Genomic DNA, 1,190 nt, shown 5'->3' on the forward strand with positions numbered 1-1,190 from the left:
AAGAATGTTTTTCTGACACATCTACTGACACAGTGATAATAGGGCGTGGTATCTAGCGAAACCTGGACTTTGCGAGCCTTGGTCATGGTAATCACCTAGCGGCAGGGGGCAATACCTTAAGCCTAGCGGATGATCGTTTTTTGTCCAGAATTTAGAGTGTGTGTCCCGTTAGTGACCTTTGCTCGAAGCGTTACAGGCCCAGGCATGCGCCTCTTCGAGCGCCTTGCTGAGAAAGCAGGACCCTGCGTCTAATTTGGACAAACTATTATTGCCTCGCCCCTTAAATCCAGCCCCTTTCTTTAACCTGCTCTGCGTAGGTTCTAGAGACTGGGGCTTCTTTATTATTGCTGAGCACTAATAGGGTTTTTCTGTTTACCTTTTTCACCCCTGTCACAGCTTGTTCGGCAACCCACCAAGAACGGTGGATTTGTACGCCAGGGTAATCTTTGAGTATCAGTAGCGCATCTTTCAAGCGCATCAAAACAAGATGATCGCCCTTATCGGTATACACCTTCAAATAATGGTCATCTGTTTCTAAGGCAAGTAACTTGCCCCGTTTTTGGTGGGGTAGATTACGCAGTATTTGCTCAGCCCCCGTACTCTCATTGTGCTGCATGATTTGCGTGTGGCTAGCGATAAGCTGCGCAGACTCTTGCAGGCGTAATTTTTGGCTTTGCAATTGTTCGCGCGCAAAAGTAATAAGGGTAATAACACCGCCAATAACAATGGTCTGCGGTAATGCATTAAAAAAATGATTGGGCCAAAAGAGCGTTGTAGAGAAAAAGCCTGACGTTAGCAGCGGGACTAATGCCGCCATGACCACACTTGCCATCAGCGCGCCCAAAGCAACACGCAGCCAGAGATGCTTTAAATAGCGCAAGGTAAATTGATCACTGGCAAGCACCAGCGGTGCGTAAACCCAATAACCAACCAAACACACGGTTAACCAATACCCATACACTCGTAATGGTGCAGCATTACCAGACCCAAAGGGCGCCAAAAAGCCTAACAACAAACCTACCGCGGTCACCGTTAGCAAATTAGGGAGCAAGAGCCTCAACTCAAAAAGCGATCTAACACACTGATTTTTAATTGTAATTTCACGATTCGTAGACTGCACAGTCGCGCCCTTTGTCATTTTCACGAAGTTTCCGGTCCACTCACGCAGAAACCGTTGAGGCGCTTTGCTA

General features: G+C 47.4%; 1 protein-coding gene. It reads right to left on the reverse strand.

What is annotated here, in order from left to right:
• Positions 1-280: 280 nt before the first annotated feature.
• Positions 281-1,190 (reverse strand): LytTR family DNA-binding domain-containing protein (locus tag AC3A8L_RS09900; RefSeq protein WP_487962087.1); only part of this gene is annotated, 910 nt, incomplete at its 5' end.

The organism is Marinagarivorans sp. (assembly GCF_982758155.1).